The sequence below is a fragment of the Myxococcales bacterium genome, from assembly GCA_016712525.1.
Lineage (GTDB): Bacteria > Myxococcota_A > Polyangia > Polyangiales > Polyangiaceae > JAAFHV01.
In genome coordinates this window covers 1-25,713 of sequence record JADJQX010000007.1, presented here as the reverse complement: position 1 = coordinate 25,713, position 25,713 = coordinate 1, and the positions used below count along the sequence as shown (strand labels likewise).

Genomic DNA, 25,713 nt, shown 5'->3' with positions numbered 1-25,713 from the left:
GGGTCACCGCTCGATCCACACGTCCACCGCTGCGGAGGTCTCGCGCTCGCGGACGCGGACCCGCAGCGTGAGCGCCGGGCCGTCCTGCTCGACGGAGAGGCTGACGAGCGTGGCGCCCGGGACCCAGCGCTTGAGGGCGTCGCGCACGTAGACGCGGGCCAGCTCCTTCAGGGCGGCGTCGTTGCGCTGGTGGCGTAGGAGAGCGAGCCCCGCGCCGAAGTTGGTGCGCCAGGGCAGCTCACCCGACGAGCGCGCCGTGGCGCCCTCCGTGAGCAGGGCTTGGCGGACCTTCGACGCGAGCAGCGCCTCGCCGCTGCCCACGGCGAAGTCGCGCTTCTTGTCGCGCCTGAACGGGATGAGGAGATTCTGGGCTTCGCGGCTCATGGCGTTCTCCTCACGGCACCGGGATGGCGCCGCGCACGTCCTGTAGCGCCTTCACGATGGCGTCGATCGGCGGCACCACCTCGTCGAGCGGACGCCCGGCGAGGTTCGAGAGGTCGGGCACCTCGGGCGCGCCGACCATGCCGAGGAAGATGTTGAGGATGCCGATGAGCTTGCCGAGGCTCGCGAGCGCCTTGCCGACGTTCGCCGCCTCGGTCGCGACGTTCGCCTGCGCGCAGCTCGTGATGGCCATGAGGCCCGCGTCCTCGAGCTCGGTCGCGCGATCGATGGCGCCGAGGATCTGCTGCATCTGCTGCTGCAGGTGCAGGAGCTGATCGCGCGCCTGCCTCAGCGTGTCGATGACCAGGTCGATGATGCCGATGATGGTGTACGGCAGCGAGAGCTGCGGGATGAGCTTCAAGAGCTTCGAGACCTTCTCGGCCAGCTCGGGGATGCACGCGGCGAGCGCGGTGGGGTCCGGCGGCGGCCCGAGCGAGTCCGGGATGGCCTTCACGCAGTTGAAGACCGCCACCACGGTATCGATGATGTCGAACACCGGCATCAGCGGGGTGAGCGCCGGCTGGATGGCCTCCATCAGGTTGAACTGCTGGATGCTCACGCCGCCGGGCAGCGTGATGACCGGCGGGTCGCCGAGCTCGGGGATTTCGAGGCAGATCGGGAGGGGCACAGCACGTCTCCTTCAGATGGGGGCGGCGATGGGCCGGACGACGCGGCCGCCGATGGTGATCTGCGTGCCCTCGATGCTGATGGCGCCGACCGCTCGCAGCGTGAGCGCCGTCGTCGCCTGCAGCGTCACGCTGTTCTCCTCTGCGTCGAAGACGAGGTGGTCGCCGGTCTTCTTGTTGGTGAGCCGGAGCTTCCGCCCGCCGCTCGTCTCATCGAGCTCGACGCGGAAGGTCTGCGTCGCGAGCACGCGGTTGTCGGGCGGGTTCCTCTGCGCCTCCTCGGGGACCTCGCTCTCTCCGTTCGGCTTCCCCCAGTGCGCGGCGAGGTAGTACGGCGCGTCGACGTTGCCCTGGTTGAACAAGACGGCGACCTCGGCGCCCTCCTCGGGCACCGCGAAGAAGCCCCGGTCCTTCGAGCCGCCGCCGCTCGTCCCCAGGGGCCACGCCCACGCGCTCTCGGGCTCGAGCACGCCGGGGATGCAGACGCGGACGCGCCCGAGCTGCTCCTCGTCGTCGCGCTTGGTCACGTAGCCCACGTACATGCCGAAGAGCCGCGAGTCGTGCGTGTGGATGTCGTCGTCGAAGGTGCTCATCGCTTGGCTCCTCAGTACATGCGGCTGACGCCGGCCTCCGGGTCCTCGACGCCGACGACGTTGCCGTCGTGCCGGTACTCGATGACGGTGCGGCCCGTCTCCGGGTCGACGCGTTCGAGCTCGGTCACCGTGCTCGTACCCCTGGTCGGCGTGGTGCGGTTCGGCTCACCGCCCTGCGGCTGCCCTCGTGCGTTCGGGCCCGCGCCTCGGCGAGCGCCGGTGCCGTCGCGCGTGAGCTTCAGGTCGACCACGTAGCCCGACGACGAGATGACGTGCTTCGCCTCGGTCACGTAGTACTTGCCCGAGAGCAGGCTCGAGATGCCGCGCACCTCGACGACCTGCTTCGCCCGCAGCGTCGGGTCGCCCACCACCTGCAGCGCGAGCTTCACCGTCTCGCGTTCGGCGCGGCGGAAGCGCGCGGCCGACTCGCGCTCGGCGGCAGCCGGCGTCGGCGCGGAGGTCGGATGCACGCTGGTCGTCGCGTTGCGCTCCTGGAGCGAGGTCTCGCCGGTCTCGCGATCGACCACCTCGAGGACGTCGCTCAGCGTCGCGCGCTCGACCGTGGCGCTTGTCGCCGCCGACTCCACCGTGGTCTTGGCGAGCGGGTCGCGCCCACGCACCTCGACGCGGCCGGCGCGTCGCTGGAGGTCGCTCTCCACGCTGACCGAGATGATGTCGCCGCGCCCCGGGTCGGAGAACCACGTCAGCACGTGCTTCGGCGCGCCGGCCTGATCGCGCGAGCGCCAGTGAAAGCCCGTGTCGTCGACGAAGTACTCGTACTCCTCGCGCGCGGCGAGACGCCGCAGGAAGCGCGCATCGGTCTCGGCGCTCTGGCTGATGGTGTCGAGCACCTCGCCGGTGTCCTCCACGTCGAGGAACTCGCCCTCGTAGCCGTGCTCGGCGGCGATCTCCCGCACGACGTCGGCGCGTGACTTGTTCGCCCAGGAGCGTGTCTTCGCCTCGCGGTTCATCAAGACGCTCGTGGCCTGGCCCTCGATGGTCAGCGTCTGGAAGCCCTTGAGCTTCTTCACGACCACCCGGCGAGGAGGCGCCATGTTGCCCGGGTAGCCCCACGAGACCTCGAGCGTCGCGCCGCCCACCAGCTCCGCACGCTCGAACAGCGCGAGGTCGAAGTTGTCGAGCTGCAGCGAGACCTGGTCGGCCTTCCTCTCGGCGTCCTCGTAGGTGAAGGCGATGATGCGCCCAGCGAGGTCGAGCGGCTCGCCGCTCGGCGCGCGCTCGTTGTCGAGCAGCGTGATGCGCACGCCGGGCCCCCTGCGGTCAACGATGGTCACGCGTCGAACCTCCGGCGCTGCTCACTGAGGATGACGTCGGTGAGCACGCGCAGGCTGGGCACGACGAGGCGCCGGCCGATGTCGAGCTCCAGGGTCGGGTCCACGATGGGGTCGGGCTGGAAGTCGGCGAGCACCCACCAGAAGCCGCAGGCACGCGGCAGCGGCGCGAAGTAGCGGCCGGCGAGGCCTTCGAGCGTGTCGCCCTGCGCGACGACGTGGACGCGGGTGTCCGTGTGCTCTCTGAAACGGTACGGCTCGCGCTCGCTGAGGAAGCGGCGCCCCAGCCCGTCGGGCACGCCGAGCGCGAAGGAGTGCCGAGAGCCGGTGCGAGGGGCCATGCCGAGGCAAAGCCGCGCGCCCAGTCTCTCGGGGACTACAGCTCGGCCTCGCGCAGCTCCTCGCTGGTCACACGGGTGTCGAGGATCTCCTCGAACGTCACGCTAGCCGCGTAGACGAGCACGGTGCCATCGACCGCGAGCTGCTTGTAGGTGAACTCGACGCTGGCGACGACGCACTCGACGGTGACGACCTCGGGCCAGATGAAGAGCACGCGCGGCGGCGCGGTCGCGGCGACGTCCTCGGTCCCCTCGGGTGGCACGGTGAGCGCGCGCAGGAATGCCCTGAACTCGAGGATGTTCACATCGCCCGGCTGCTCGGCGGCGAAGTAGCGGTCCAGGTAGAACTCGACGCCCGAGAGCTGCCGGTTCGCCGTGCTCTGGAACTGCAGGACCTGGTGCGAGAGCCCCGGCACGGCGAGGCGGTTCCAGTTCACCTGCAGCTTCTCGGAGAGCTGCGTCGGGTTGAAGAGGCACTCCATCGACTCGCCGCTCGTGACGTTCACGAGGACGCAGCGCGGTGGTCGGGCGATGGCTCCGTCGAACGACACGTTTGACCTCCTCAGTACGCCGGGACCGGCGAGAACGAGCGGGTGGCCGTGTCGCGGTCCGCTCGATGGACCGCGGTGGCGAGCGTGGTGCCGTCCACCTGGAGGTTGACCGTGATGGGCGGCGACGCGGGCGGCGTGGCAGGCGTCATCGGGAAGGACGCGGGCACGGCGGGCGTCATCGCCGCGACGGCAGGCATCGTGGAGGTGGCCGCGTCGAGCGCGGTCAGCGTCGAACCAGCGGGCGCCACGGTCACGCCAGCCGTGACCTCGTCGACGCCCTCGAGCAGACCGCGCTCGATGTCCTGGCGCAGGCTGCGGATCGCGTCGGCCCCGCCCAGGTCGGCGCCGAAGACGCCGGCGATGGTGTCGATGACGCCCGCGATGGTCTCGACGAAGCCGAGCAGGAGCTGCGCGAGGAAGTTGATGGTGTTGAGCACCACCTTCTTGAAGCCCACCCACACCTGCGCCCAGTTGCCGGTGACGAGGCCACCGAGGATGTCGACCACGCCGCCGATGAAGCCCACCACCGAGCGGAACGCCGCGATGATGACGGCGAGGCGGTTCACGACGAACGACACCATCACGCCGATCGCGCCAGCGATGCCGGCGGCGACGTAGCCGATGACCTGCCCGAGGAACTCGGCCACCGAGCGCAGCGCATCGAGCGAGCCGCCCGCCTGGCCGCTGGCGCTCGACGTGAAGCCGAACATCGCGCCGAGCTTGCCGAGCTCCTGGAAGACGAGGGAGACCGCGTTCTTCACCGCGTCGAACACGGGCTGAAGCGGCGCCATCGCCGAGCGGAAGGTGTTGATGGCGCTCGTGACGACGTCGATGACGAAGGTGAGCGCGCCGACGAAGACCTCGACGAGCACGCCTGCGATCTGTCCGAGGATGCGGCCGAACGCGGCGAAGTCGTCGGACGGGATGCCCGCCGCTGCATTGGCCGACTCGCCCGCGACGAGGCCCAGCGCCTGGCCGAGCCTGGTGAGCGCGCCGACGAAGGCCTCGAACACGGGCGCGGCTGCCTCGATGGCGGCGCTGAAGCCCTCGCCGATGCCCTGGAAGAAGCGCTGGATGCGGAAGGCGATCTGGTAGACGCGGATGAGGAACGTCTTGAGCCCCGCGTTCTCAGCGCGGTTCAGCTCCTCACGCACCGCGCCGGAGAAGCCGCCCTGCTCGAAGAGCTGCACGAGCCCTCGGAAGGCGAGCTTGATGCGGTCCCACACGCGCGCGAAGAAGTCGGCGATGCCGCCGACGTTGCTTCGGAACGCGACGACGAAGCCCGCCACCACCGCCGCGAGCACGCCGAAGATGAGGATGGCCGGAAGGATGGTGGCCATCAGCCCGCCGAGCGTGATGCCCGCCGCCTTGAGCCCGATGAGAAGGAGGGCGAAGCCCGCCTTGGCAGCGATGACCGCGCCGACCAGCGCGACGACGGCGCCCGCCCCGACCACGAAGGCCGCGAAGGCCCGCTTCACAGGTGCCGGGAGCTGCCGGAACACGTTGAGCACCGCATTCACGACCTCGACAACGATTGTCACGAGCGGCTTGAAGACCTGCGCGAACGGCTCGCCCGCGACGATGGCGAGGGTCTCGAGCGAGCCTGCGAGGAGCTGCTTCTGCCCCTCGAAGGTGTTGAGCATCTGCTCGCGGAAGCGCGCGGCCGTGCCCCCTGCGTTCTCGAACTGATCGCGCAGGTACGCGATGGCCGCTGCGCCGCGCAGCGTCTCACCGGAGTTCGTGCGTACGCCGTTCGTGACCTGCGTGAGGATGGCGTTCACGCCCCCCGAGCGCCTCGCGTCCGAACGTCGACAGCAGGAAGGCCGACCGCTGCGCCTCGCTCATCCGGTCGAGCTGAGGAGCGAGGTCGCCGAGGATGTCGAGGAAGCTGCGGAAGCGGTTCTGCGAGTCCGTCACCGAGACGCCGACGCCGCGCAGCGCCTGCTGGACACGCGGATCGGCCATGCGCTCCATCGCGACGGCGACGGCGGTGGAGGCCCGCTCGACGCCGGGCACGACGTTCTTCACGAGGCCCAGCGAGATGAGCGTCTCGGACAGCGACTGGTGGAGAGCCTGCGCGCCGCGCGACGCGGTGCCGAGGGCCAGCGGGAGCTCGCTCGCATCCAGCGCGAACACGTTGACCGCCTGCAGCATCCGGTCGACGGAGACGGAGGCATCGTCGATCGAGAGTCCAAACGCCTTCATGGCCTGCGAAGCCAGCCCGGCTGCCTGAGACGGGGTGAGCTGGCCGAGCGAGCCCGCCGCGAGGTCGAGCACGGGGTTCAGGAGCCGGACCGACTCGGTGACGTTGAAGCCGGCGGCGGCGAGGTCCTGCAGCGCCTGCGTCGCCTGCGTCGGCGAGAACTGCGTGGCGAGGCCCGCTTCGATGGCGGCGTCGTGGAGCTGCGTGAGCTGCTCGGCGGTCGCGCCCGCGATGGCGCCTGCGGAGGCGACGGCCTGCTCGAACCGGCCTGCTGCGTTGGCGAGCGAGAACGCGGCCCCCACCGTCGCGGCGCCGGCCGTGAACACGGCGAGCCCCACGCCGAGCTGCTGGAACGCGCTCTGGATGTTCTCGGTGCCGAGCCCGACGCGGCGGTCGAGGCTCATGAAGTTGCGCTCGAGGTTCCCGATGGCCCCCGAAGCAAGGTCGCGCGCGGTGAAGACGAAGCCGAGGCCGAGGTTGTTGAGCGCCACGGGTCACTTCCTCCCTCGACCGTTGCGCGCGGCCTTCTCCAGCTCCTTCGCCTCCCGCGCGCGCTGGCTGCCGATCCGCTCGATGAGCCAGTCGCGATCGGTGGTCGGCAGGTCGAGGGCGTCCTCCAGCGTCACCGCGAGGCCCGAGCCTCCGTGCTGCTGCCAGCAGAGCTGGAAGAGGCCCTCGCGCCACGTCTCCATGTTCACGTCGGGGAAGAGCTGCTCCGGGCCTTCCGCCTCGCGGTCCTGTCCTTGCCCGGCAGGAAGAACCCCTTGTCGAAAGGGAGCTCCACCTCCTGCGTCTGGAAGCACTCGGGGCACTCGATCTCGATGGTGGTGTCGACGCCGCAGTCGACGCGGTCGAACTCGTCGACGAGGAAGTCGGCGTCGCGCATCGTCAGGTCCTCGAGGAACTGGCGCTTCGCCTTCGCGTCCACGCCGTCGATCTCGAGCACTCGGTACGCGAGCACCGCCGAGAGCAGCTTGTCGGGCGCCGAGCGCTGGAGCGCAGGCAGCCTCCGCTCGTCATCGCCGGTCAGCAGCTTGAACGCGACCTTCTTGCCCGCGTCGGGCAGCGTGGTCTCGAAGCGGTTCCCGCCGACGAAGGCGGCGCGGCTCTCCTCGGAGAGCTGGCGCACCGGGAGCTTCGTCAGGTCGACCTCCCAGTCGATGCGCGCGCGGCAGTTGTCGTTCCGGCACGAGACGCCGAAGGCGTACTCGGGGCCGTAGGTCAGCGCGCGCACCATGAGCAACGCGAAGAAGCGATCGCCCTGGAGCACCTTCCCGAGGTCGAGCTTGCTGCCCTCGGCGAGCGCGTAAGGCCCGGGGTCGAGGGTCTCCTCCCAGCAGGCCGCGAGCAGCTCGTCGACCTGGCCGCCGCTCTTGGCGAGCTTGCGGTCGGCGAGGACGCGCTCCTCGCGCACCTTCATGCCGCGAACGCGGCCCTGGAGCCCCGAAGGGCACGTGATGACGTCTGCCATGCGCTGCCTCCACGGGGGCAAAGCCGCCCGGAGGGCACGCGGGGGACAGGCGACGAAAGGGAACCGGGGGTTCCGTTTCGTGCGCTACACGTCGGCGCGCTTCCGTGTGCCAGCCAAGTACTCCTTGAGCTCGGACTTCATCGCGGCCGTGCGTGCTTCGACGACCACGCGAACGTCGGCGGCGGCCTTGCCGGACGGGTCCACGAGCGTCGCATCCACGCCGAGATCCTTGGTCCACCCATCCACGGTCAGGGTGTTCGTCTTGAACTCGTGTACGCGGCTCAAGAAGGCCCCCAGCGGCTCGGCACCCTTGGCGATGTTGAACGACTTCTCGAGCAAGCAGCAGTTCCCGAGCGCGTTCATCGTCGTCGAGAGGTCGTCGGCGCTCAGCGCGTTCTCGTCCTCGTCGTCGGCTTGAGCCTGCGCACCAGGCAGGGTCTCCCAGAGCTTCACCGCGACGACGTGATCCACGTCGAGGCTCAGGCTGCCGCGCTTCGACTCACGCAGAGGGAGAGCCGAGGCCTTCCACCTGGTCGCGTCCAGGCGGTGCCATAGCCACAGCGCGAGGTAGTAGTCATGGACACGCTTGCGATCGAGCACCGCGAGGTCGTCGACGTATTTCGACGATTCCGTCTCGAGAGCCGCTAGCCATGTCTCCATGCGAGCTTTGAGAATGGCGATGACATTATCGGGCGTGGCGAGCTTCGAAATCTTCGCCCAGTCGACTGCGAGGTCCTTCACGTAGTCGGCGAAGGCCTTGTCCGTCGACTTACCCCATCGCCCGGACCACTGAGACATCAAGATCCAACGGTCGCAGTTGTCCTTGAACGCGGCGTCGAGCGCCTTCTCGAACCCGTCGTGAACCGTAACCGCGAGCGGGTGCCCCGCGAGCCACTGGCGACCGAGGAGCCGCCACGCGAGCAGCAGCGTGAGCACGTTCAACGACCGGTAGTGGGTGCCGAAGAGGAAGCCACGATCGCGTACAAGCTGCGCGCCCTCCACGGTGTTGGTGGCGACGGTGTCCCAGCTCTTCACGAGGTCCGCCGCCATCGGGCGCACCTTCTCGCCTCGCAGCAAGTCGTTCGCCGTGAGCAGCGCACCGTCACGGTGGACCACCGACCACATCGCCGAGACCGTTCCCACGAGGTCGTCGATGTCGATGCTCACCCCTGCTTCTGACAGGGACGCCTGCAGATCCTCGAAGCACCGACCAGCGGTGCGGTTTCCGGTCTTGCTGCCATCGCCCCAGCCAGTCTTGATCCACGCGAACGTGATCTCCTGCCTGGTGAGCGCGCGACCGGCGGTGTTGAGGCGCGTGAAGATGTTGACGATCGCGTCGTTGTAGACGTCCTGGCTCCCGCCCACGTCGGCGTCGAACGGCGAGAGCTGGAGGAACGACACTGTGGCCTGCTTGATGTCGACGACCTTGATCATCAGCTCGGCCAGCGAGTCCAAGACGTCGGCCACGACGTCCTTGGGAACGTCGTGGTCGTTCAAGAGCGGCTCGAGCTTTGCGCGGAACACCTTCTCGGCAGGCTTCTGCTGCGTCGGCGCGAGATCCCAGAGACGGCTCACGCGGACGAAGCGGCCCTTGTTCTCCGCGTCGAATGCGCTTGTGATGGGGAACTTGTAGTTCGCCGGGCGCGGCCATGCGGAGCGTCCCTCGTTTGGGTTCTGCACGACCCACGAGAGAACGTCGCGGAAGTCGATGCTGTCGATGTCGCCCGCGTTCTTCAGCCGCTCACGAAAGGCCCACACGTCGAGGCAGAGGTGCCCGAGCGACCAGTGGCGCCAAGCGTTCTTGCCCTTGGGGCGCTCTGCATCAAGCACTCTCGACCACTCCTGATCGAGGAGTCGGAAACCCCAGGCGTCGCCACCGAACGCGAGCAGCAGGCTCTGCAGGCGCTGCTGTCCGTCGAGCACCATGCGGAACTGCGCGGGCGGGTTGCTCTTGCCGACTTGCTGATCATCGAACTCGCCAGTGCGGTCGACGACGCGCCAGAACGGCCGTGACGGAATCCCGGCCAGCTCCTCCTTGTGGACGCTCCAGAGCAGCAGCGTGCCGAACGGCCAGCCGCGAAGCAGCGAATCGACGAGCAGCGTGACCTGGCTCGGCGTCCACACGTAGGGGCGTTGGAGATCGGGGACCAGGAGGGTCGCGCCTTGGTCGGAGCTGGCTGCCTTCAGGATTTCGTGGAGCGGCTCGCCGCCTTCCGTGTAGATCTTCATCGTGGTCGGCCCTCGGGAAGCCACCGATACTACACCCCCATCGAGCGCAGGAAGAGGCCGAATCCCCACGGCTTTCCTGTGACCCAGCCCGTCACTGGATCAGCTCGAAGAAGTCGTACGTGAGCGTCACCGACTCGATGATGTTCTCGTCGCTCTCGTTGTCCCACTCGCCCGCGACGAACTTCACCGGCCAGGCGCGGGAGAGCGACCAGCGGCGCAGGGTGAGGCCGTCGCGGTCCTGCTGCACGATGTCGAGGTTGCGCTTGTAGTTCACGTCGGTGAGGCCGAGGCCGCTCGATGTGATGGCGACGTCCTGGAACCAGTCGAAGAGATCGCGGTCCTGCGTGGCGCCGCGCTCGAGCGTGACGTCGGAGAACGTGAGGCGCCCGGGGCTCTTGTTCGGGATGAGCGAGCCGCCCTCGAAGTACTGCACGTTGGCGACCTCGACGGAGAGCTCGCTGGCCTTCTGGAAGCCAGCGTGGCCGACGTCGTCGATCTCTACGATGAACTTGAACTTCTTGTGGAAGCTGCGCGGGTTGCCGATGACGGTCATGGGCTATCTCCTCATCCCTCTGCGGCCGCGAGCTCGGCCTCGAGCGCGCGCGTGTCCTGGCTGATGCGGAGGATGATGAACTCCGCGGGCTTGTTGGTGGCGAGGCCCACGCGGGCGACGAGCTTGCCGGCGAAGATGACCGTGGGCGTGTTGAGCTGCTCGCTCACGTCGACGAAGAACGCGGTGCTCGGCGTCTTCGACCGGAACGCGCCGTTGTTCATCTGCGCGAGCAGGAAGGCCGTGATGGTGCGGCGTACCTGCGCGCGCAGCCCCTCGGTGTTGTTCTTGTGCCGCGCGAACTGGAGTCCCTGCTTCAGCGAGCGCTCGATGAAGATGACGCCGCGCCGCTCGGCGACGTAGGGGAAGTTGCCGTTGCCCTTGAGCGTGCGCGAGCCGTCGATGTAGCGCGGCAGGCCCGGGCCCGTGGTGAGCGGGTTGATGCGGTGCGGGTAGACGAGGTCGCGCTTGTTCTCCTCGAGGACCTCGTCGGTCTCGAAGCCGAGCACGCCGAACATGCGGCCCGCCTCGATGCCGGCGGGCGGATCGTAGACGCCGCCGGGGTGTGCGGAGTCGGTGCGCGCGAAGACGCCGGCCAGGATGCCCGAGGGCGGGACGACGAGCTGCTCGCCCGAGCCGAACACGCTCTTGGCCGGGTTCAGCACCTTCACGCGGGGCCAGTAGATGGCCCCGAACTCGGAGAGCTGCTCGAGCGCGGCGGTCGTGGCGACGTAGGTGACGATGTCCGTGGCGCCCTGGTTCGCGGGCGGATCGAGCACGGCGAAGGCGGTGCCGTCGCGGTCGACCTCGCAGTAGCGCACCATCGCGTTGTGGACGGCGGGCGTGGCGCGCCCGGGCACGAGGAGCAGCGACAGCTCCTGCACCTGGTCGAGCGCGTGAAGGCCCGTCTTGGCGGGCTCGCTGCCGATGAAGTCGTTGTCGTCGAGCCCCACGAGGCCGTCGCTGCCGCCCGCGAGCGCCACGGTCTGGGGCGGCGGGAGGGGCGCGCCCGCGAGTAGCTGGTCGATGGCGCGCACGTAGACGGAGCCGTTGCGCGCGTCGTTGACGATGGTTTCGACGTAGCGAGCTTCGCTCGGGTTCATCGAGAGGTTCGGGAAGGTCTCGCGGTAGGCGCCGTCCTCCACGACGAGCAGGTCGAACGCGCTCGGCGAGCCGTTCGTGGCGTTGCGCACCTCGGCCTCCACGCGGTTCGCGTAGGCGCCAGGGTCCTTGCCCTCGACGCGCACGGAGTTGGCGGTGCCCGAGGCCGCGCCGGAGTGGAGGGCGTTGTCGAGCCCGAACGCGGCCGCCGTGGCAGCGGCGGCCTGGACGCTGGCGCCCGGGCCGGTCGCGACGGTGCGGATGTCGAGCACGCCGCCCACACCCGCGTCGACGGTCACGGTGGGGATCGCCGTTTCTACGACGGCCTTCACCTCGGCGACCTCGACGGCGCGCAGGTTTGCGACGTTGCCGCCGCCGACCGAGGCGGCGCCGGGGAACGCGAGCACCGCGTTGGCCGTGCCGCCCGTGACCTGCACGCGGCTCGCGGTGCCCTCGGTGTCGCTGGCGAGCCTGACGATGCCGCCCGGCGTGGTGGCGCGCCCACCGACGATCACCGCGTTGATGGCAGCGGCGACCTCGGTGGCCGTGGCGTTGGCGATGTCGGCGAAGTCGGCAGCCGAGAACAGCACGGTCTGCTCGAGGCCGTTGTCGACGCGCAGGAGCAGCTCCATGCCGTCGGCGAGCGCGTACGGACCCGCACCGCCCGCCGCCATTGCGGCCGCCGAGCCGTTGAACACCGCGTCGGCGTCGGGCGCGCCGTCCACCGCGAGGCGAACGACGTCTCCGTCGTGCAGCACGAAGGGCCCGGGCACGGCGCCGAGCAGGATGCCCGGCGTGGGGCCGCCGCCAGCGACGAGGAAGCCCGCGGCGCGCACGGCGGTGGCGGTCGCGGCGTTGGCCACGTTCGAGTAGTGCGTGGTTCGGACCACCCAGAGCTGCGCCCCGCCGTTCTCGAAGAAGCCCATCGCGGCGAGTGCGAGGTCGGAGTCGGGCGTGAAGCCGCCGAACTTGGTCTGGAAGTCGTCGAACGACGTGCAGAGGACGGCCTCGCCGATGGGGCCGCGCTCGGTGACGCCGACCGCGCCCGCGACGGAAGTAGGAGCCGAGGGGATGCCGCGAACCTTCGGCTCCTCTTCGACGATGACGACCTTGGACGACAGGAGCTGTCCGCTCACGATGCACCCCGCTTGTTCTTCTTCGCCTTCACGTCAGCGCGGATGACCTCGGCGAGCGAGGTCGTGGTGGGAGGCCTCGTCGCGACCACGGCGGGCTTGGGCAGCTCGGGCACGTGGCGCTTCACCGAGAGGTCGCCGCGCTTCACCGCGCGCACGACCTCGGGAATGGTCAGCACCGCGTCATCCAGCGCAGGGCTCGTCAAACCGCTCGCGAGCGTGAGCGACTTGGCCGTGCGTCGCGCGCGACGTCCCTGCTCGACCTCGCAGCGGCAGTCGCCGAGCGCCTGGCAGTAGGTCTCGTGCACGAGCACGAACACGATGCAGCGCCCGCTGGTGTTGGTCAGCGAAACGGTCACGGAGCACCTCCGGTGGCGATGGCCTGCGTCGGGAGCAGCTCGGGCTCGGTGACGCGCTTGCCGAGATCGAGAGGAAGCCCCTCGTCGACGTCAAAACCGCGCACCACGAAGCCGCAGGTGAACGCGCGCACGTCGTCCTTCCCCGCGAGCTGCGTGCGGAACTCGCCATCGGCGTCGAGCTCCCAGCGCGCCGTCCCGCGGGCGGCGTCGGAGGGGTCCCGCTGCAGCTCGAGCCAGCGGTTGCGGTTCAGGAACGTCGCGACCGCCGCCATCAGGTTGAACAGCTCGGCGGTCCGCTCCGACGCGGCGGTCAGCGTGAAGACGAGGTCGACGGTGTACGGGGGCTTACGCCGAACGAGCTCGGGCCCCGAGACGCCGCCGACCACGTCCTCGTGGGCCACGTTCGCGGAGTAGAAGCGGTTCGGGCGCAGCGTCGGCCCCGAGAGCACCAGCGACGGCACCTTCGCCATCGCGATGACGTTCAGGCCGTCGAGGGTGGTGTCGTCGTAGTCGACGCTGACCGTGGCGCTCACGTTGCCGAGCACCTGGCGCTTCAGCTCGCGCAGGAGCTGGCGGATGATGCGCGTGAGGTCGGCCTCCCGGGCGACGGTCGGGCGCAGAATCGGTAGGCGCCCGCGAGCACCACGGACTCGCCGGGGACCGGGTCGCCCCCCGCGTCGAGGTTCGACAGCTCGACATCGACGACGCCGACCGCGTGGATCGGCGTGCGGAGGTCGACGACACGCAGGCCCGCCTCGTCACGAACGGACAGCACCTCGGCGCGCACGCCGCCGAACAGCACCCGGACCCGGTCGGCGAGATCGGTCCCGACGAGCCGCACGAGGTCGCCGCCGCTCGAAGGGCCGGCTACGGGCTGCACGGAGCTGAGGGTCGGGAGGGCCACGCGGAGGCAAAGCCACGGGACCCGGTGCTCAGGGGACGCGCCCCTTCACGTCAGGGCGCGAGGCCCAGCTCCCTGGCGATACGGTCGAGGAAGCGACGGCTGGCCCCCTCGCGGAACTTGTCGAAGGCGGGCCGGAGGAAGGGCCGCGCCGGGACCTGCACGACGATGACGCCGCGCCCGCTACCACCCGTGGGCTCCTTGCCGGCCTGCCGGAGCAGCGCGAACAGGAAGCGGCGCATCTTGGGTGTCATCGGGATGATGACGGGCGGGCCGCCGAACTCGTGGAGCTTGGCGAGGTCCACCATCGAGGCGCCGTCCTTCGACCGCGCCGAGCGCGAAACGCCGATGAACGCCTCGTCGCCCTGCACGACCACGGTGATGGAGTTGCGGAGGTCGCCCCGCACGATGAGCGCCTTCGTCCCGCCGAAGCCCTCGAGCTCGCGGGCCGCGATCGTGAGTGGCGACGGCGGCTTCAGAGGCTCGCCGCCCGGCGCTTGGCGCGTGAGCCCCTGGACGATCTCGTTGCGCAGGGCGTGAGCCTCCTGGCGCACGGCGGTGCCGATCGCCGCTTGCAGGCGCTGCGGCGCAGCGGTGAGGAGCCGACGCGCCCGTGCCCAGTCTCCCGTGCGCGAGACCGCCATCGCTCACCCCTGCTTGAAGCGCAGGCGCGGCACGTGCTCGTCGAGCCAGCCGAGCGCTACGTGCGTCGCCTCGTTGATGACCGCGCCCTTCTTCACGCTGAGCGCCGAGAGTGCGAGCGACTTCGCCGTGACCTCGATGTCCCCATCGCGGCAGCCGTAGTCCTTGAGCACCGAGGCGGTGCGCTGGGCTGAGGGCGTGGTGCCCGTGCGCCAGAACTGCAGCTCGAGGTTCGAGCGGTAGGCCTCGGCCTCCCAGCGGGCGCGCGCGGCGCGATCGGCGAGGTAGCTGACCTCGTAGGCCAGCCCCTCTCGATCGTGCTGCACGACGTGCTGGTGCTCGTGCACGCAGATGACGATCTGGTGCCAGAGATCCCAGCCGCCCTTGGGCGAGCCGACCTCGAACGGCGTGTAAATGCGCCGGCCGATGGTCGTCGTGAAGTTCTTGAGGAAGCGGTCCTTGCTCTGGATGCCGAGCGCTTCGAGACCGCGCGCGACGAGCTGCATCTCGAGCGCGCTCCGCTTGTTGATGACGCTCGTGCGGAAGTGGTCCTGCATGAAGCGCCAGAACGCCCAGACCTCCTCGGGCTGGACGTCGAGGAAGATCTTGCCGACCACCGGCAGGGATTGGAGGTAGCCCTTCATCGCCCACCTCCGGCCGCCGCATCGGCCTCGCTCGCGGGCACGCAGGTGTGCCCGGTGATGTGGCCGTCCTCGGTCGTCTCGTCGACGTACGCGCAGACGAAGGGCGCGCCGCTCCGCTCGCTCACGTCGTCGCAGTCGGCGAGCTCATGGTAGCTGCCGTCCGCGTCGCAGATCTCGGCGGTGTTGGTGCTGCAGCGCGTGGCGCCCCGGACGCAGCCGTCGATGGGTCGGCAGTGCGCGCCGAGGCACAGGGCGCTGCCAGGGCGGTGAAGATGAGGGCCTGCATCATGTTCCACTCCGTGCGGCTGCGCGGTCCTGGAAGGAGACGAGCAGCAGGTTGCGGCTGGGCCGACGCCGGTGGAGCCCGAAGCCGATGGGACGCGCCTCGGTCACGTAGAGACCGGGAGGCGTGCGCACGGCCTGCACGAGCTGGCCGTCGCGCGCGTAGAGCGCGCCCAGCCTGTCGCTCGGGCGAATCAGGGCGTCGCCCGAGGCGGCGTCGACGAGGCCGAGCTGCTCGAGATCCCTGAAGTGGAAGACCAGGTCGAAGCTCGACCTGGGCGTGTTCCCGGACGTCGCCATGCGCAAGGCTTCAAAAGCCTCCGGCTCCACCTGGCAGGGGACGCGCACCGGCGGATGCTCGCGACGAAAGGGCTCACCAACGCCATCGTCGTCGGAGTCGACGAGGACGGGCTCCTTGAAGTCCTCATCGTAGTCGGGCGCCATCGCCTGCGTGTCGAGGCGATGCAGCTCCGCGATGAACGGGAAGATGAGTCGACCGCGCATCACGCCGCTCCGAGGGGAGTGGGCCTCACGTAGAGCGCAAGGAGCGCATCGATCTCCGGGTCGCCGGTGAGGCTCGCCGACGCCGAAGCCTTTGAGGGGTCGAGCCGGTAGCTCTGGTCGCGCGTGCGCTCCTCGATGATGCGCCAGCGACTGCGTGCCTCGAACGAGGCGTCGTCGGCGAGCGGCGCCATGGAGCGAAGGACGAGGAGCATCGTCGCGCGGCGGATCGCAGGCGGCGTGCGCCCCGTGGGCGTGCCGTCGTCCTCGGTGAAGCCCCAGAGCCCCTCTGCCACCACGTTGCCGTGGCCGCGTGGGAACACGCGCCCGTGGCGGCGCGTGAAGCGCGGGCCGTCGAAGCCAGGCTGGACGGGCGCGCCGACGATGAGCAGCTCGCTCGGGTCGAGCGACAGCTCCGCGCCGCCGAGTACGAGCCGGTCGACGCGGATCGGCGGCACGGGCAGCTCGATGCTCGGCGCGCCGCGCCCGGCGAGATGCAGCGTCAGCAGGCGCGGCTCGAAGAACCAGCCCGTCACGCGGTCGATGAGGCTCGAGGCTTCGGCGAGCAGCAGCTCGAGGCGGGCGTCGCTCGCCTCGGCCGCCGTCACGCCTTCGGCGCGCAGGTCGGCAACCGAGGCGTACACGTCACTCTCGCTCGCGCTTGCCGCGCTTGTTGCCCGTCGTCGTCCTTCGCGGGCGGCGTCGCGGAAACGGGAGGCGTGTTCTTCGGCAGGTCGTCGGTCGTGACGGTGCCGCGCGCGGTCGTGACCTTGAGGTCGTCGGTGGCGTTGCGCTTGACCTTCGCCGCCTCGCTCTCGCCCGCGTCGAGCGCCTTGGCCTCAGCCTCGGTGCAGACGTCGAACGCGAGCGGCGCGTACTTGTCGGTGGGCACCGTGCGCACCGCACGCAGGTGCTCGCCGACCTTGCGCTCGACGCGGTACCAGCCCCGCTCGTCCTGGAAGCGGATGCCGGCGTAGGTGAAGCGACGCAGCACGAAGCCACGTCGCGGGTCATAGGGCTTGAGGCGAACCAGCAGGGTGTCGGTCATGTCTCGTTCTCCTCAGCTCAGAGCTGCACGTTGATGGCCTTGGCCACGCCCGGCTCCTCGGCGAACTTCACGTCGAAGCGGAGCGTTGCGACGATCTTCAGCGTGCCCTCCGAGATGTCGCGGTCCGATTCGACGCGGATCTGGCGCCAGATCCCAACGTGGAGGTTCTTCGGATTGCAGCACGATGGCCGTCTGGTCGCCGCCCACGCCGAGGTTCTCGGGGAAGAGCGGAATGGGCTGGAGCGGCACGCCCGAGTAGAGCACCGGCGTGTCGTCCTCGAGGAAGCGGTCGCCCGCGACGGTGGCGCGATCTGCCAGCGTGTTGCGGTAGCCGAGGTCCGCGTCGACGCTCGACAGGAAGCGCATTGCCTTCTTGTCGCGCAGGTACTCGCTCGGCAGCGTCTTCAGCATGTCGCGGAGCATGTCCTTCGTGATCGGCGTGCCCGCGGCGTCGACGACGTTGCTCGTCGCCTGCTTGAGGATGCCGTCCATCGTCGCGAGGAACGGGTCGACGGAGGCCGTGTCGCCGTTGATGGCGACGTCCTCCATGTCGCGCGCGATGGCGTCGGCCAGCATCTCCATGATGGTCTGGCGCAGCTCGCCGCGCTCGATGCTGTCCTCGAGCACCTCGTCGGAGAGGCGCACCTCGGCCTTGAACAGCTTGGCGTCGAGCTCGACGTCGGAGAGGTCGGGCTTCACGCGATCGACGGCGCCGAGCGCGGTGCCCTCCTGGCCCGGGCGCAGCACGCGCGCGCCGAACTTGATCTTCGAGATCTGCTGCTTCGGCGAGGCCATCGGGACGACGGTCGCGAGCTGCAGGAGGACGGACTGCTTGATGAGCAGGCGCATGAACTTCTGGGCCTGCGCGGGCTGGAGCAGACCGCCTCCCGCCGTCAGGTCGGCGAGCGCGAGGTCGGCTTTCTCCAGGATGGAACGGTTGCTGAGGTGGCTCATGAGGGTCTCCTTCCGGCGGGGTTCAGAGGTCGTGGAAGGAGATCGCCTTGTCGACGCTCTCCCGGTCCTTGGGCTTGTTGAGATCGAGCGGCCATCCCACGTCCTCGACGGTGGCCTTCGAGACGCGCTCGGCGGGCGCTGCGCTGTTGGGCAGTCCGAACTGCTTCTCGACGCGCCCGAGCCGCTGCTGCTGCTCCTTCACGGTCTCCGACAGCGCGCGGAAAGAGTCGGCGAGCTTCGCGAGCGACTCGTTCACGTCGGAAGCGACCGGCTTTCGCCGCCGGGGCGGGCTCGGGCTTCGGCTCGGCGGGCTTGTCGGTCTTCGCGGGCACCTGCTTCGCCAGCTCCCCGAGCCGCGCGAGCGCCTGCTTCGCGGCAGCGATGTTGGTCGCGAACGTCGCGGGCTCGCTCTTCACGCGAGCCTCGACGACCTCGTCGGCCTCGTTCACGCCATCTCCGTCCGTGCGCTCGAGGAGCTGCATGGCGACGCTGCGCAGTTCCTCGGCGAGCCCGGCGAGCCGCGCGTCGGCCTGGTCTGCGCCGAGCTCACCGAGCAGCTCGACGAGCCCCGTCAGGCTCTCGAGAGCTGCGAGGGCGGCGTTCAGCGCCGAGTTGTCGTCGAGCTTCGCCGTGGGCGCAGCGGGCGGCGACGGCTCGGCCGCGGTGGTGTTCTGGGTCTTGTCGTCGTCCATGGCTTCGTCCCTCTTCACGATGAGAAAGCGGTGCTTGTTGGCGGCGCGGTCGACGAGCGAGACCTCCTCGACGACCATGTCGACGAGGCGATGCACGCCGTCCGCCTTGTGCATTTCGGTGGTCATGCGGCGGCCTCCGGTTGGTGGGTGGCGGTGTCGTCGGGGGGCTGTTCCGACGTCGGAACAGCCTCGGGCACGCGGCGGGCCGAGCCGCCGATGGAGAAGCCTGTGAGGTCGCCGGACTTCACGCGCTCCCACAGCTCGTCGGAGAGCACGCGCACCGCGAGGAGCCACGTGCCCTTGCGGACCGCGAGCTCGCCGATAGTGAAGTCGGTGGGCGCGAGGTAGCTCTCCAGCACCTTCACCTGGCCGTTCACACGGAGGCGGTGCATGAGCCCGAGCCCGCCGAAGTCCTCCATGAAGCGGTGGGCGGCGGCGCGGATCTCCTCGGCCGAGTAGATGTCGCCCTGCGCGTCGACCACCTCGGGCTCGAGCACGATGCCGAGCACGAAGCGCTCGTCGTTCGGATCGACGCCCTTCACCAGGCGCGAGGGCTTGTCGAACACCAGCTCGTCGAGGCTCGGGTCGAGCGGCAGGTGCTCGCACTTGGCCACGAGCTCGAAATCCTTGGCCTTGCGCACCGGGTAGTTGGCGACGAAGAGGCGCATGGCCTGCTTCGCGCCGCCGCGCCCGGAGGCCTCGCGCACCTTGAGCCGGAAGACGTGGCCGACCTTCTTGAACGCCGCGACGTTCTCGGGCGTGGGGTTGAGGACCGCGATGAACTTGCCCTCGACCTTCGCGAGCGCATCGATGAACTCGCCGAGGTCGATGACCTTGTCCTTGTCGAACCACTCACCGGGGTACGGCGGGTCGATGAAGAAGAACGTGTCCTTGCTGTCGTAGGCCTCGAGCGTCTTGCGGTAGTCCTGCCGCAGGATGCTCACGCCCTTCAGGCGCTCGGCAGCCTTGAGGTACTTCTCTGGGGTTGGTCGTCGAGCCGAGGTGCTGCTGCGCCGGGTGCGTGCCGTCGGGGCGGCAGTCGCGGGCGTGGGTGCGCACGAAGACGAGCTTGTAGAAGCGCGCAACGTCGTCCTTCGGCGTCATGTCGCGGGCCTTGGCGAAGCTCTCCTGCGTGACGGTCCACTCGAAGCGGCGGCGCAGCTCCTCGACGCGCTCGGGCGTCATCGTCTTGATGCTGCGGTGGAGGAACACCACGTCGTCGTCGAGATCGGCGATGACCTCCTTGTCGCTCGCGTCCTTGGCGTGCAGCACCGCCGCCGCGCCCGCGAAGGGCTCGACGTAGGTCTTGTGCGCCGGGATGAGCGGCACGATCCGCTTGGCGTAGTGGAACGACCCGCCGAACGTGCCGAACGGCTGCGCCTTCTCGACGTCGTCGTCACCCTCGTCGAGTGCGCCGTCCCAGTCGTCGAGGACGAACTCGTCGTCGAGCGCCTTGGTGGTCGGCTCGTAGTTCGCGACCAGGAGCTGCGTCAGCACGGAGCTGCCGCCGACGCCGCGCATGTGCGCGATGGAGCGGCGGGTGCGGATGCGCTTCGACCAGAAGTCCGAGCCCTTCACCAGCTCGGGGAACTTGCCCCGGATGCCGTAGGTGATGAGGAAGCGGCCCTTGAGCGACTTGAGCAGCTTGAAGAAGCGCTCCTCGTCGAACTCGCTCTCGCCGACGTCGACGTTGTAGCCGGGGTACGGCGGGTCGAGGAAGAAGACCGTGTCCTTGCTGTCGTACTTGCGGACGACCTTCTCGTAGTCGCCGCCGTAGACCTTCACCTTCTTCAGGCGCGGCGCGAACTTCTCGATGCGCTTGATGGTCGTCGCCTCGACGCCGACAACCGTCGGGCTGAAGCTCTTGCCGCGCATCTTCCCGTAGGAGAAGTGCGTCAGGTACAGGAAGCGGTGCAGCCGCTCGACGTCGTCCTCGGGCTCGACGTCGAGGAGCCGCTTGAACGTCTTCTCGTCGCCGACCCACGGCAGCTTCTTCAGCTTCGCGAGCCCCTCGGGCGTGAGCTTCTTGATGAGCCGGTAGGCGTCGGCGATCTCGAGGTCGGCGTCGTTGATGACCTCGACCTCCGCGGGCTCCTTGGCGAACAGCACCGCAGCACTGCCGGCGAAGGGCTCGACGTAGGTCTTGTGGGCGGGAAGCATCGCCGCGAGTCGATCGGCGAGGCGCTTCTTGCCGGCGGGCGAGCCCCAGATGGTCTTCTCGACCTCGGCGCCGTCCGGGCGCACCCCCTGGTTGACCGCGAGGATGCGGCGCGCGTGGGCGATGGCGGCTTCGCGGCGGTCAGACATCGCGCAGCGCCTCCGGGTCGGTGCCCCACTCGGGCTTGTCGCTGGAGGGCGCGTTCAGGTCGCGCGGCCACACGAAGGGCGCGTCCTGCTTCGCCGTCTTGTCCCCGGTCCGCCCAGGCGCCGACGCAGGCGTCCCGTCCCCGGTGGTCGGGGCGGTCGTCTCGGGCTCGCGCGGCTTCGTGTCGGGCATGCGTCGTCCTCCGCAGAGGGCAAAGCCGCCGACTTCGCGCGGAGGGGACACGCGCGCAGATTCGGTTGCGTTCGAGACGGCTCTCGTGGCTCGCTGGCCCAATGTCGTTCCCGATCCAGCAGCAGATCCACGGACGCGTGCATCGCGGCCTCGGCATGCAGCCTCCTGACCTGGCTCCAGAAGCAGGCCCCAACGCAACAGGCTCTGGACCCGCTGATTCAGCAAGGGATGCGGGCAGGGAACAACGGCTTCGACTCGCTGCAGGCCGCCCTCGCTACACTTCGCTCGTCATCGAGCGCACAGCGGTTCACTCCGGTGGACCCGGCAGCCTGGGCATCGGCGACGCCGAGCGCGGCCGCGGGTTTCCATCTCCCACGGGGTGAATCTGCCCAGCGGGATCCGCGCTGCGCACATCACTGTCGTCCTCTCGACACCGGGAGTTGGCATCAGGCGGATCCGGCACCGCATCGGTTCGTGCCATCACGCTTGCTCAGCTTCAGCCGGACTATGCCGGCGACCTCGCCATCATCATCTGACCGTGGCTATACGACCGCGAGCGTCGTGGACCGGCACAGCCCGTGGTACGGCGGGAAGCCGATCCCGACCTCGTTCAAGGCGCCGTCGCTGGCGAGCGCACGGAAGTCGCCCCGATCGTCCCGGGTGCCCATCGCCGAGCGCGTGACCTCGGCGAGGTCGGTCGGCCGCCGCCGCCGTTCACGTAGAGCCGGGTGCGGCCCGTCTCGCGATCCTGGGCCTCGCGGACCCACGGCATCGCCTGCTTGATGGCCTCGGGGTCCTCGAGCTGCTCGATGCGGTCAAAGCGCCGGAGGGCGTCCGCCACGGAGAAGGTCTTGCCGTGCAGGTAGCGGCAGATGTTCGTGGTTTGCTCGTCGAGCACCGCCTCGATGCGGTACTGCCGGATGCCCGCCTCGACGTAGCTGCTCATCTGCGCGTAGGAGCGGCCCTGCGCGATGAACGAGGCGGCGACCGTCTCCCAGTAGAACGGGGCGCGGTCGACGAGCGCGGCGCGGGCGGCCTGCTCCAGCGCGTCGGCGATGTCGTCTCGCCCGAGGCCTTCCTCGAGCCCGGCCGCCACGATGCGCCGGGCCTCCTCGAGGCTCTCGATGCGGCGGCCGTACTCGTCGCGGACGAAGTTGCCCTGGGACCTGGTCACGTGCGCGACGACGCGGCGGTCGACGGCGTTGAACTCGGCGCCGATCGCCAGCCGCTGGCGGCGCCGGGCGTCGGTGCGCGTGGCTGCGACCACCTCCTGCGCGGCGTCGTTGAAGGGAGCCTCGATGCGCGCGGGCACGATCGCCGTGGCACGACCGGCAGCGGCCATCGCCTCGGAGACCAGGCGCCGTCTTTCGGGGCGGTCGTGCGCCCAATCGACGTCCAGGACGGCGATCGCCTCGCGTACGGCGTCGACATCGGCACGCCCGGTGGCGCGCTGGAGCTGGGCGGCTAGGAGCGCCACGGCGCGATCGAACCCGGCGCGGGTGCCGAGATTCATCGCCTTGGCCACGGGGAGCCGGAGGAAGCGCTCGACGAGCTCGTCGGCGGCGACGCGGGCCTCGTGGACGACGAGGAGCCGATCAGCGGAAGCGGATGTGCCGCACATCGGCGTCCTCCTCGAGCCGCAGCTCGCCGTGGGCTACGTGCATCAGCACGCGGCAGAACGTGCAGCGCAGCGCCTTCGAGAACGTCAGGTCGTCGGGCGCGTCGCCTTCGTCGATGTCGAGCCCATCGTTGCCAGCGAGCGCGGGGGTGTTGAACCCGCAGCGCAGGCAGCAGACGTGGTAGCCGACGAGGAGGTTCGTTCGGTCCTGCGGGACACGGCGGATCTCGCCGCGCTCGAGGCGACAAGGGCGCTTGGCCGAGGGAACCAGCTTCACGGGCCACCTCCGAGGACGAGGGGCTCGTCGCTTGGCGCGCACCTCGACGCCCGCCTCCGTGGGCGAGAACATGACGTCGTGGCACGAGGCGCAGCGGTCGCAGAGCGCGAAGACCAACTGGCCGTTGCGCCAGAGCGTGGTGGTCTCGTCGAGCCCCGCGTGGCGCTGGCACATGCGGCAGGCGATGACGCCGCGCTCGGCGTCGAGCTGCGCCTGCTGTACCCACGCGCGGTGGTGCTCAGGGCGCATCGCGCACCTCGCCGAACCACGCGTCTCCCTGAAAGCTCTGGATGATCGGTTCCAGAGCTCACGCAGAAACAAAGATGGCGACCCGCCTTGCCTGAAGCTCAAGTTTCTGACTTCGATTCTTCCTGCGTCTTACGCCGCGAGGGAGCCAGTAGGCCTGCGATCTTGTAAGCGCCGTGGAGCACACGATCGCGGATGGCGTACCGCGACGGTGGGGTCGGCCAGGTACGCGCGTGCCATCAGTCGGGTCCGATCTGGCTCGTGAAGACGGTCGCGCGAAGGCCGTAGCGGTCTTCGAGGATCTCGAAACAGATATCTCGGCGCGCCTCACCTCGGTAGAGGCGAGCGCAGAAGTCGTCGAACGCGAGACGTCCGCCTTCGCGATCCGAGACAGGACGCAGTGTTAGCTGCCGTCCGCGCGCGATGCGGAGCTCGTCGAAGAGCCGCGCCACGTCGATGAGCGACGCGGAAGCCTTTGCGGCACGCTTCATGGGCGAGGCGCATGCGGTAGCTCTTGCCCGTCCCGGTGGCTCCCGTGACGTCACCGTCTGGTGCTCGGTGACCCAACGACATGTCGCGAGAGCCGGCGCACCATGGGCTTGTCGAGCTGACGCTCACGGGCGAAGGAGATTCCCTCGATGCACGCGTCCGGTGATCGGGCTTCGCGTCGCGGAGATTTTTCGCCAGGCCGAGCCATTTCGCGAGCGAGCATCTCGGCTTCGACGAGGGTGCGAAGCGATCGTCGAGGCCATCGCGAGGTGTCGGGAGGACTTTGTCCTGCTTTCGAGCCAGGCGGAGGCGAAGCACGCCCAACTGCGCTGGCGTGAAGTTTCTCTAGAGTCGGTTCTTTCCTCAGCGTGTCTTCTCCCTTGTTTCTCTCAGTGGTAGTAGTCGGCGCCGCGGACGTTTTCGTCAGACTGGACCAGTCGCGGCAGGGCTTCCGGGCTGGGGCAGCGGCCACGTGTCGAGGTTGTGTTCAGGATCGTCAGCACGGAGCAGGTAGCTGCGCGCGCCCACGTAGAGCGCGCTCGACGGCGAGCCGCGTCGAGTCGCGCTCGTTCCCGCACTTTTCGCGGCCGAAACAGTCCGAGCACGAGCGGTAGCCCAGCTCAGGTGATGACGCCCTCCGAGGATGGCTTCGCAGGAAGCTGCGTGTGTGAGGGGCCGATCTGCTCGGCCCAGTCGAGGATGCGCGGATCCCACGTCGGCCTGAGCACGGTGGCTGCTCGGCATGTGCTCGGTCGTGGTCGTGAAGCCTCCGCGGCTGTAGCTCCGCACGTGCGCGGCAACGCGCTCGCGCCGTGGAAGACTTCGTCGCGCTTGGCGTCGCCCGAAGCCAGAGCTCGGCGTCGTCATGACGCAGGCCGTGCGGGACCGAGTAAAGTGGCCGTCGAACGCGGCGTAGTAGTCGACGTTGAAGACCAGCCTTCTTCCACGTCTGCGTCTCGAACTCCTGGGGGGGCGGCCCGAGGGCAGGCTTGTCGAGGCGCTCGAATTTCGCGGCGGCTCGCCTTGGCCGTCTTCATCCGCGTGTTGAGGTCGAAACAAGCTCACGCAAGCGCGCGTTGAGCTCGCCAAGGCTCGAGAACCTCTCGTCCCGGATGCGCGCAGCAACCATCGGCAACCTGGACGCCGACCTCCACCTTCGCCTTGTCGCGCGGCGACTTCGGCCGCGCCGGCAAATCGTGAATGCCGTAGTGGCGCGCAGGCTCGGCAGTGTGCGTTGCACGCCAGGGTCGTGGCGGCACGCCTTCACCTGGCGCTCTTGAGTTGATCGGGGCACGATCGCGCGCTGACACCGCCGAAGAACGTGACGCCCGCGCAAACGCTCTCGCGACGAAGTCGGGCACCTGCTGCGTCCGCGTCGCCTCGGCATTGCGTGTGGTGCTCCCCGAGAACGGCGACGAACAGCTCGACCTCGACGACCTCTCCGTCTCGGGCTCCACGAATCGCGGACGCATCCGGCGTAGTCGACGAACATCTTGTCGCCGCGACGCGTGCGTCTGCCACATCACGGGGTGAAATCGCTTCTGCCACGCCCGGTAGCGATCGCAGAACGCGGTGTACCGTAACCCGTCCGGCTGGGCCGCCAGGTACTCTCCATGTGCAGGGCGCGAGCGTCACCCCGGTCGCCAAAATGGCATTGCAACGCCGCGCAGTCGGGCTCAGGACGCATGCACGACGGTGGAGCTGGGGGATAGAGGTACGTCTCGAGCTCACGCGTCGGAGAGCGCCTCCGCTCGCCGCCGTCGGCCGTGCGACCTCGCGTCGGCGGTACCGCCGGTGCTCGGGCTCACGCCGACCGAGCGCGCGTACTCCGTTGGCTGAGGCCGAGGGCCAGCTTTTGCCTTAAATCTCGTAGACGGTGCATCGGAAGTCTACTCGGTCGCCATGCCGCCGTCGCGGGCGCCAGTGAAGCGTTTAGAGACCGTCACCTCATGCCGCGATCGCGATGCCCGTTTTGGGTGATCGGCATCCCCGTTTTGGGTGATCGCGATGCGCCGTTTGTCCGATCGCGATGGTC

The 25,713-nt window shown here is 69.3% G+C and carries 20 protein-coding genes and 8 pseudogenes; all 28 read right to left on the bottom strand.

Annotated elements, in window-relative coordinates; genetic code table 11:
• Positions 1–3: 3 nt before the first annotated feature.
• The 28 genes and pseudogenes from IPK71_17190 to IPK71_17055 all read right to left on the bottom strand — a co-directional run bounded on the left by IPK71_17190 (position 4) and on the right by IPK71_17055 (position 23,773).
• Entirely contained in the window at positions 4–384 is a 381-nt protein-coding gene (locus IPK71_17190) for a hypothetical protein (GenBank protein MBK8215470.1), read from the bottom strand.
• A 10-nt stretch (positions 385–394) separates the two neighbouring features.
• Positions 395–1,069 carry a hypothetical protein gene (locus tag IPK71_17185; protein ID MBK8215469.1) on the bottom strand — a complete coding sequence of 225 codons (675 nt, stop codon included), beginning with the start codon at positions 1,067–1,069 and terminating at the stop codon, positions 395–397.
• Positions 1,070–1,081: 12 nt separating this feature from the next.
• On the bottom strand, positions 1,082–1,660 hold the full coding sequence (locus tag IPK71_17180; protein ID MBK8215468.1) for a hypothetical protein: 579 nt from the start codon (positions 1,658–1,660) through the stop codon (positions 1,082–1,084).
• An 11-nt stretch (positions 1,661–1,671) separates the two neighbouring features.
• Entirely contained in the window at positions 1,672–2,955 is a 1,284-nt protein-coding gene (locus IPK71_17175; protein ID MBK8215467.1) for a phage late control D family protein, read from the bottom strand.
• The gene (locus tag IPK71_17170) at positions 2,952–3,293 is read right to left on the bottom strand and encodes a hypothetical protein (GenBank protein MBK8215466.1); all 342 of its coding nucleotides are present in this window, start codon (positions 3,291–3,293) and stop codon (positions 2,952–2,954) included. The genes IPK71_17175 and IPK71_17170 overlap by 4 nt, the downstream gene beginning before the upstream one ends.
• Positions 3,294–3,328: 35 nt before the next feature.
• On the bottom strand, positions 3,329–3,841 hold the full coding sequence (locus tag IPK71_17165; GenBank protein ID MBK8215465.1) for a peptidoglycan-binding protein: 513 nt from the start codon (positions 3,839–3,841) through the stop codon (positions 3,329–3,331).
• A gap of 11 nt (positions 3,842–3,852) precedes the next feature.
• Positions 3,853–6,448, bottom strand: a pseudogene (locus tag IPK71_17160) (phage tail tape measure protein).
• 90 nt (positions 6,449–6,538) lie between these two features.
• A complete protein-coding gene (locus IPK71_17155; GenBank protein MBK8215464.1) occupies positions 6,539–6,742 on the bottom strand; it encodes a hypothetical protein in 204 nt (67 codons plus the stop codon).
• Positions 6,739–7,515, bottom strand: a complete 777-nt coding sequence (locus IPK71_17150) for a hypothetical protein (protein ID MBK8215463.1) — start codon at positions 7,513–7,515, stop codon at positions 6,739–6,741. The genes IPK71_17155 and IPK71_17150 overlap by 4 nt, the downstream gene beginning before the upstream one ends.
• Before the next feature lie 84 nt (positions 7,516–7,599).
• The gene (locus tag IPK71_17145) at positions 7,600–9,744 is read right to left on the bottom strand and encodes a DUF262 domain-containing protein (protein ID MBK8215462.1); all 2,145 of its coding nucleotides are present in this window, start codon (positions 9,742–9,744) and stop codon (positions 7,600–7,602) included.
• A 91-nt stretch (positions 9,745–9,835) separates the two neighbouring features.
• Positions 9,836–10,297 carry a phage tail protein gene (locus IPK71_17140; protein ID MBK8215461.1) on the bottom strand — a complete coding sequence of 154 codons (462 nt, stop codon included), beginning with the start codon at positions 10,295–10,297 and terminating at the stop codon, positions 9,836–9,838.
• Between the two features lie 11 nt (positions 10,298–10,308).
• Positions 10,309–12,531, bottom strand: a complete 2,223-nt coding sequence (locus IPK71_17135) for a phage tail protein (GenBank protein MBK8215460.1) — start codon at positions 12,529–12,531, stop codon at positions 10,309–10,311.
• Complete coding sequence (locus tag IPK71_17130) at positions 12,528–12,887, bottom strand: hypothetical protein (GenBank protein ID MBK8215459.1); 360 nt, start codon at positions 12,885–12,887, stop codon at positions 12,528–12,530. The genes IPK71_17135 and IPK71_17130 overlap by 4 nt, the downstream gene beginning before the upstream one ends.
• Positions 12,884–13,791: pseudogene (locus IPK71_17125) on the bottom strand (IPT/TIG domain-containing protein). The gene IPK71_17130 and the pseudogene IPK71_17125 overlap by 4 nt, the downstream one beginning before the upstream one ends.
• Positions 13,792–13,841: 50 nt before the next feature.
• Entirely contained in the window at positions 13,842–14,432 is a 591-nt protein-coding gene (locus IPK71_17120; GenBank protein ID MBK8215458.1) for a phage virion morphogenesis protein, read from the bottom strand.
• Positions 14,433–14,435: 3 nt separating this feature from the next.
• Positions 14,436–15,074: a hypothetical protein gene (locus IPK71_17115; GenBank protein ID MBK8215457.1), complete on the bottom strand. Its 639-nt coding sequence runs from the start codon at positions 15,072–15,074 to the stop codon at positions 14,436–14,438.
• Positions 15,071–15,298 (bottom strand): hypothetical protein, encoded by a 228-nt coding sequence (locus tag IPK71_17110; GenBank protein ID MBK8215456.1) that lies wholly within the window; start codon positions 15,296–15,298, stop codon positions 15,071–15,073. The genes IPK71_17115 and IPK71_17110 overlap by 4 nt, the downstream gene beginning before the upstream one ends.
• Before the next feature lie 61 nt (positions 15,299–15,359).
• Positions 15,360–15,860: a hypothetical protein gene (locus tag IPK71_17105; protein MBK8215455.1), complete on the bottom strand. Its 501-nt coding sequence runs from the start codon at positions 15,858–15,860 to the stop codon at positions 15,360–15,362.
• Positions 15,860–16,501, bottom strand: a complete 642-nt coding sequence (locus IPK71_17100) for a hypothetical protein (GenBank protein ID MBK8215454.1) — start codon at positions 16,499–16,501, stop codon at positions 15,860–15,862. Before IPK71_17100 ends, IPK71_17105 begins: the two co-directional genes overlap by 1 nt.
• Before the next feature lie 80 nt (positions 16,502–16,581).
• Positions 16,582–16,905: pseudogene (locus tag IPK71_17095) on the bottom strand (hypothetical protein).
• Positions 16,906–16,922: 17 nt separating this feature from the next.
• Positions 16,923–17,859: pseudogene (locus IPK71_17090) on the bottom strand (phage major capsid protein).
• A 22-nt stretch (positions 17,860–17,881) separates the two neighbouring features.
• Positions 17,882–18,677: pseudogene (locus IPK71_17085) on the bottom strand (hypothetical protein).
• Positions 18,674–19,495 (bottom strand): N-6 DNA methylase, encoded by an 822-nt coding sequence (locus tag IPK71_17080; GenBank protein MBK8215453.1) that lies wholly within the window; start codon positions 19,493–19,495, stop codon positions 18,674–18,676. The pseudogene IPK71_17085 and the gene IPK71_17080 overlap by 4 nt, the downstream one beginning before the upstream one ends.
• Positions 19,404–20,858 carry a DNA adenine methylase gene (locus IPK71_17075; GenBank protein MBK8215452.1) on the bottom strand — a complete coding sequence of 485 codons (1,455 nt, stop codon included), beginning with the start codon at positions 20,856–20,858 and terminating at the stop codon, positions 19,404–19,406. Before IPK71_17075 ends, IPK71_17080 begins: the two co-directional genes overlap by 92 nt.
• Positions 20,851–21,048: a hypothetical protein gene (locus IPK71_17070; GenBank protein MBK8215451.1), complete on the bottom strand. Its 198-nt coding sequence runs from the start codon at positions 21,046–21,048 to the stop codon at positions 20,851–20,853. Before IPK71_17070 ends, IPK71_17075 begins: the two co-directional genes overlap by 8 nt.
• Positions 21,049–21,590: 542 nt before the next feature.
• Positions 21,591–22,669: pseudogene (locus IPK71_17065) on the bottom strand (head morphogenesis protein).
• A 295-nt stretch (positions 22,670–22,964) separates the two neighbouring features.
• Positions 22,965–23,192: pseudogene (locus IPK71_17060) on the bottom strand (hypothetical protein).
• Positions 23,193–23,428: 236 nt separating this feature from the next.
• Positions 23,429–23,773 (bottom strand): annotated as a pseudogene (locus IPK71_17055) (ATP-binding protein).
• Positions 23,774–25,713 lie beyond the last annotated feature (1,940 nt).